The following is a 6,388-nucleotide window of genomic DNA, read 5'->3' on the forward strand; positions in this document are numbered from 1 at the left end:
AATGGTGACGACTGTCACAATATCAAATCATGTCTGCAAAGTCTGCCTGGGCACCACCATTCCCTGCCGGAATCGATCACTGTTTAAAGCAACCGGTCTTTATTTCCCCTATTTTCACCGATTTTTTGTGATTTTGGCGGAAGTCCGTATAAATGCACGGTCTTTATTCACGGGTTTCTATGGTCTTTATGCCCATGAATATGTTTGTTTTATCAATGTTGCAGGCATGTGCGGCTTAATTGGCTGCCAGAGTGTATTCCAGCAGCTGGCAAACCAGCAGCCCTGAACTGATGCCTGCGGCATTGGCAAGCAGGTCTTTCCAGCAAAATTGACGGCCAGGCACAAAACCTTGCAATAACTCTATGCAAAATCCGGCGACCAGCAAGCCGCCAACTCGTGCAAATTTGCCACGCGTATGCTGGCAATCAAGGCCATGCCGCCAAATGCGACAAAATGGGCAAATTTGTCGTGTTTGATCGGCGGCATCCATTTCGCTGGTAACAAACTACCTACACACTCCAGTATTGCCGACAGGGTAAACAACCAAAACACTGCCTGGCTGGTAAAACTGATAACTCCATCTATGCTGCATCCTTGCTAAAAATTCTGCCACTGCCAGCTTAATTGCAGAGTTTTGCCATTGTATTGAAGGATGGATATATTTTCTTTGTTATTTGTGGCTCTAAATTCCAGTTGCAATGTCTGCCGGTCAGCCATCACCCAACTGACTGCCGCTTTCAGCATTTGTGTATCCTGGCTCCGTGCGACCTCGATCAAATTCGGGGAATAGATGGCCTGGCTTTGCCATAACTGCCGGGTCCAGCCTAGTTCAAGCTCATAACGCTGCCATAGTTGTCTTCTGAGGTTCAGGAAGCTGTAATAGCCCTGACGATGCCCACCCTGGCGATCAGCATGAGCACGGTCAGCCATATAGGCCAGCCCACCTTGCAGCAGGAATTTTTCATTCTCGTAAGAGAGCAGGCCACGTAGTTCCCAGGTATGCGCATCAAAATTGGACAAGGTCGGATACTGGACATTGCTATAGCTGGCAATGGTGCTGAAATGCCAGGGACTTGATTGACGGGCTGGCGGTGTCAGGCGCAGCTGCAGGATTTCCTGCTTTTGATACAACTGACCACCCAGGGTCAGCAGGCTGAACAGGCCGGTTGCGCGAAAATTATGGTCCCGCCAATTCCATGGTTGTTCCAGGCCAAACGCAAGGGCGGCAGTATTGAATGTTGACAGGGATTCGTAATTGCGCAAGCGCAATTGTGTATAAGCCAAGGTGCTGGCTTTACCGAATTCTTGCGAGGCATTGGCTGATACCGTGGCAAAGCGGTCTGCTTTGGGCTGGTATTCAGGCAAGAGTTGCAATTCCAATTGTTGTGCGCCGCTGCCCAAAATAAAGTTGGGGTTGCTGGCACCCTGGTTCACATTGCTGTCATAGCCGGCTTCCAGCGTTACGGCGAATTTTCTGTCCGGATTGCGTGGAATACAATTTTTTGGCTGTAATAATTCAAGCTTGTGCAATTGCTCACCGGACAGCGGCAAGCTTGCCTTCATGGTCTGGAATAGCCTGTCCGCCTCTTCCTTATTGCCAAGTTCACATTGCAGCATGGCCAGGTCAAGCAGTGCGCCCCCATGCTGTGGCATTTTTTCTATGAGCTTGGCCAGCATGATTTTGGCATCATCATGGCGTTTTTCACTGATGGCTTTCAGGGCGTCAATGTAGAGTGCGTCATTTTCTGTGCCATCGTCGGCACGCGCTGCTTGCTGTGTCAGCAGGGCAATCAAGATGCAGAGTGGTAGCTGGCGCAACAGTTTGAAACCCCTCATGCAGAAACCTCTACCGTATAGATGGCGGTCGGTTTTTCCTTGCCTTTTAACAGGCGTTCTCCCAATGACTGGAAATGATGCCTGGTTGAACCATCGACAGTGCCCTTGCCGATGATGATGTCGTAAGGGTAATGGCGTGCGGCATCTTCCAATCGTGACGCGGTATTCACGCTGTCCCCGACGGCAGTATAGATGCTGCGGAATGAACTTCCAAAATCTCCTGCGATGGCGATGCCGCTTTCTATGCCAATTCGTACTCTAATCTTTTTTCTCCCTTGTAGCTCATATTGGGTACTTAATTTTCTGACGTTTCTGACGATCTCGATCGCTGCATCGACTGCCAGGTCAGCATGATTTTCAACCGGCAGCGGTGCCCCCCAAAAGGCGACCAGGCCATCGCCAGTGTACTTGTCCAGGGTGCCACCCTTTGCCAGCACCGGTGCTGTCAGGCATTCCAGAAATTCCCGCGTCAAACTGGCAGCCTGTTCCATCGGCAAATTTTCTACCTGGCTGGTATAGCCTTCCATATCAGCAATGAGTGTTGTGACGTGAAGCTGGCGCGGCGCCAGGGGGTCTTTCAAGTCACTACGCAATAATTCCTGCACGACTGCCTTGGCTACATATTGCTGCAATGTTCCCAGCAAGCGCCGCGATTTGCGTTGCGCTGTTTGCCAGCCAAAAGGAACCGCTACCGCCAACAAAAAAAAGTTTGACATCAAGGGGCTGACAGGTGAAAACCACATGTCATGCTCAACCACCTTGTAGGCCAGCACCATCCAGAGTGCGGACGCCGCTGCCAGCATCAGGGTATTCGATAATGCCGAAAAGCGCGGAAACATGAATACAGCAATGCCGGCAGTCAGCGCACTGAACAGCAGGGCAATCAGGCCGCCTGGCCACTTCTCATAGACACGTCCTTCCTGTTCATCAAGCAAGGTGGTCAGTGCCTGCGCATGGACCAGAAAACCGCTGGTCAAATGAGACAGCGGTGTTGGCACGCGATCTGCCAGACTAAGGGACGACGAACCGATAATAATGTATTTGCCGCGCAAAGTTTCGAGCGGGACTGCATCCTGCAAAACATTCAAGGCGGGTACCACATCATATGACGACAAGCTGCGGCTGTACTCTACCCGTGAAAAACCATTTTCGTCGACATCCGAAAAGCGGCTTTTCGCCCGGAATAACTGATCCTGCCGTATCTTGGAACAACATTCGAGCAGGACCCGCGACAGACCGTCATACACTTTGTCACCGAAACGAGTCTGAACCGGAATCCGTCGTAAAGTTCCATCCTTGTCCGGGACAAAACCAATATTGCCGATAAATCGTGCCTTGTTCAATCCTTCATGATTGGCGATGTAACCTGTTGCATGGGCCATTCTGGGCGGATCACCAGGTTTCGGCGCAGCCAGTGGTTTGCCACCTGTCAATTGACCATTGCGCGCCGGTGTCGATTTATTCGTGCTGAAATCGAAGGCCTGGGCCAGCACTACCGGTCCGTGGGCGGCCAGCATGGCGAGCCGCTGGTCACCGACGGTATCTTTTTGTTCTTCAAAGTAAATATCCAGCGCGACACCACGCACATCAAATTCTACGATCAGTTTTTCTATCAGATCCGCAATCCGGGTACGTGGCCACGGTGCCGCACCCAGAACATCGATACTGTGGTCATCAATATCGATCAGGGCCAGTCGTTCCTCTGGCAACTCTTTTGCGCTGAACCGGACAAAATGATCCCGCAGCCATTCATCACCAGAAAACAGGCGATCACTCTCAGGCAGCCATTGATTGACTGCACATAGCCCTACCGCCATTGCCGCGATCAACAGCCATAAATAAGTTTTTGCCTGGATGCGCAAAAAAAAATTAAGTGCATGCCTCATGATCAGGTAAGAAGAGCCGTTGAATTATTCACTGTGCAAGAGGTATTTGATTGTTGTGCCGATCAAAATTTATTCGGCTGCATGATAATCTGAAATGTTTGAATTGTGCTAATTTTTACGCATCATTTTTGTGCAACACCATCAATTCGGCGTGAAAACAGGCGATGAAACAGGCAATCATAAATCGGTGCTGTCTCATTTTCACCTGCAATCATGGCCTTCTGATGCGGTCATGTTGTCGATTTTTATAATAATCCCTCTATTTTCAATGGCTTAGGCAAAAAATGATATAGTAGCTGGAAATCGTAAATTGTGACCGTCATCACAATAATATTTGAATATCAGTGGATAATAACAAAATAAGTGCTGATATTGACTGGAACAATGGGTGTCCGGTAGAAAGAACTTTGCCAGAACATGGGCAAGTGAGGATTAAATATGAAAAGCAACACCGTAAATGCGCTGCGCCTGTTGGCAAAATGGAGCCTGGCATTACTGCTGGCGGTTCCTGCAATGGCGTTCGCCGGCGAGGCCGCGAAGGTGACTGCCATATGGGGCAAGGTCGAAATCGACGGCAAGGCTGCTGTCATCGGCAGTGCTGTGCAAGAAGGTTCCAGTATCAAGACAGGAGCTGAAGGCTACATCTATATGAAAACCATTGATGATGGTCTGTTGATTGTGCGCCCCAATAGTGAAGCGCGCATAGTGACTTATCACGTGGACAAAAAAGATCCGGCAAATACCAGCATCAAACTGGAATTGCTGAATGGTGTGGCGCGTAGTGTTTCTGGCAGTGCAGTCAAATTGGCAAGACAGAATTTCCGGTTTAATACGCCTGTGGCTGCTATCGGCGTGCGTGGTACTGACTTCACCATCTTTACTACCGCTGATACGACCCGTATTGCAGTGGTTGAGGGGGGCGTCGTAGTCAGTGGTTTTGATGGTGCCTGTTCTCCCCAGGGACGCGGTCCTTGCGAAGGTAGTGCCGCCACTGAGTTGTTTGCGCGCCAGCAGGGATTGTTGCTTCAAATCAACAAAGGTCAGAATAAGCCGCAGCTATTGCAGGCTGCTGCTGGTCTTGCACCTGATGCAGTAGCGCCGCCCCGCCCGGATGAGCCTGGCGTCAAGGCCGCCGCTGGCGGTTCTTCGGCATCGGTTGCGCCTGCCGTCATTGATCCTAATCTTGATCCGACCAAGGTTGGTGGAGTCAAACAAACCGTTGCGGTAGGAAATACCTCCGGGGCCAATACAGGAACTGGTAACAGTAATGGCACCAGTACAGGTAATGGCAGCAGCGCTGCCCTGACTAATACTATAGTGTGGGGGCGGTGGATTGATGTGCTGGGGCAAGGTGCACAGTTTGATGTGATCAAGCTTGAAAAAAGTGGTGCTACCACTGTTGGGCTGAACAACCGCTATCAGGTGTCTGTCAGCAAAGGGGCTGAATGGCAGGTGCCAACCACGGGAACGATGGGATTTTCCTTGATGGATAGCCAGGCTGTCGTCGTGGATCAAAAAGGGCTGGAAGCTGCTGCCAAGCTTGAAAACGGTAAGTTGCAACTGGATTTTGCAAAATCCAGTTTTGCCACCAGCTTTGATTTGTTGACCGGCAGTGAGCGTTTCGCCTTGCAGGCACAGGGAGTTGTTGGTGCCAATGGGACTTTGGCGGGCGGCGATCAAAATACTTACCCTAATAATATGCAGGTGAATGGTGCGGTCACGGCAGAAAAAGGCGGTACTGCGGCCTATGTATTCTCTTCCAGACTAGACAATGCAGGTAATCGTTATGCTTATGGCGTGACTTACTGGAATAAGAAATAGGTTTTAGCGTTAATTTGCAAAAAGGCTCCGCTATTGTGGAGCCTTTTTGTTTGTGTCAATGACTTTCCGTGTAATTGATAGTTTATTTCGTTGTTTTTTTACGTCAATGTGCGATGCTTATTAAAAGCAAGTCTTTTTGGCAATCAAATGCCTGGTTTCTCGCAATGATTGCTTCAGGTGCCTTGATGAGCGAATTACGGTCCAACAATTTTGTGAGCAAACGTAACTTGGATTCTGCTTAAATTACATATCAAGAGCATACAATACGCTATTAATGTGCGCGTTGTTTCTCTCTATCTATGCGGACATTCTCATGTCCGCTCTCTATACCTGTCGTCCATTCTGTCAAAAACGCAGATTTATCCTGCGATTTGCCATTGCTGCTGCATAGCAAAAGGATAAATGATTTCTGCATTTCCTGTAACGTAATATTCATTTGGGTTTACCGGGGAGCTCCCCTTATAATAATAGGTTGGCAAAGTCACATCCGGATTTTCCATTTGAAAGCTGTTTCTGCAGAACAAATCGAAAACCCGGGAAAGATGAGCGCCAAATGTTGTGTTGCCTTGCTTTTTTTTGAGAATGTGATTTGCATCACATCCTTGATATGGTGCATCTGCGACTATCTGCTTGCCGTAACGCGAGTAGGTGCCTAAAAAGCAAGCTTCGCACTTTTTAAATCATAAATTAGGAGTTCTAAATGGCTAATGCAGCTAGTGATATCCAAAAGCTTTACATCGCTTATTTCAACCGTCCAGCGGACCCACTGGGTCTGGCATATTGGACAGCGTCCAGCCTGTCCCTCAAAGACATCGCTCAAAGCTTCTCCGTACAAAAGGAATACG

Annotated in this window: 5 protein-coding genes; 1 reads left to right on the plus strand and 4 read right to left on the minus strand. The window is 49.2% G+C overall.

Going from position 1 to position 6,388, the window contains the following annotated elements; all coding sequences use genetic code 11:
• Positions 1–360 precede the first annotated feature (360 nt).
• Genes ACO0K9_RS25780 through ACO0K9_RS25790 form a run of 3 tightly spaced genes read right to left on the minus strand, consistent with a single transcriptional unit; the run spans position 361 to position 3,722 of the window.
• The gene (locus ACO0K9_RS25780; protein ID WP_422989852.1) at positions 361–552 is read right to left on the minus strand and encodes a hypothetical protein; all 192 of its coding nucleotides are present in this window, start codon (positions 550–552) and stop codon (positions 361–363) included.
• Between the two features lie 45 nt (positions 553–597).
• Entirely contained in the window at positions 598–1,836 is a 1,239-nt protein-coding gene (locus tag ACO0K9_RS25785) for a tetratricopeptide repeat protein (RefSeq protein WP_422989854.1), read from the minus strand.
• On the minus strand, positions 1,833–3,722 hold the full coding sequence (locus ACO0K9_RS25790; protein ID WP_422989856.1) for a CHASE2 domain-containing protein: 1,890 nt from the start codon (positions 3,720–3,722) through the stop codon (positions 1,833–1,835). Before ACO0K9_RS25790 ends, ACO0K9_RS25785 begins: the two co-directional genes overlap by 4 nt.
• Positions 3,723–4,160: 438 nt before the next feature.
• On the opposite strand from ACO0K9_RS25790, the gene ACO0K9_RS25795 reads away from it, so the two are divergent.
• On the plus strand, positions 4,161–5,543 hold the full coding sequence (locus tag ACO0K9_RS25795) for a FecR family protein (protein WP_422989858.1): 1,383 nt from the start codon (positions 4,161–4,163) through the stop codon (positions 5,541–5,543).
• A 359-nt stretch (positions 5,544–5,902) separates the two neighbouring features.
• Here the strand turns inward: ACO0K9_RS25795 and ACO0K9_RS25800 are convergent, their stop codons facing one another.
• Complete coding sequence (locus ACO0K9_RS25800; protein ID WP_422989860.1) at positions 5,903–6,043, minus strand: hypothetical protein; 141 nt, start codon at positions 6,041–6,043, stop codon at positions 5,903–5,905.
• Positions 6,044–6,388 lie beyond the last annotated feature (345 nt).

The sequence above is a fragment of the Undibacterium sp. Ji50W genome, from assembly GCF_049340445.1.
Taxonomy (GTDB): Bacteria; Pseudomonadota; Gammaproteobacteria; order Burkholderiales; family Burkholderiaceae_D; genus Undibacterium.

Bases quoted from the DNA above. Each gene is read 5' to 3' on its own strand.
- ACO0K9_RS25800 (WP_422989860.1), bottom strand. From the start codon at position 6,043: ATGGAAAATCCGGATGTGACTTTGCCAACCTATTATTATAAGGGGAGC.
- ACO0K9_RS25790 (WP_422989856.1), bottom strand. From the start codon at position 3,722: ATGAGGCATGCACTTAATTTTTTTTTGCGCATCCAGGCAAAAACTTAT.
- ACO0K9_RS25785 (WP_422989854.1), bottom strand. From the start codon at position 1,836: ATGAGGGGTTTCAAACTGTTGCGCCAGCTACCACTCTGCATCTTGATT.
- ACO0K9_RS25795 (WP_422989858.1), top strand. From the start codon at position 4,161: ATGAAAAGCAACACCGTAAATGCGCTGCGCCTGTTGGCAAAATGGAGC.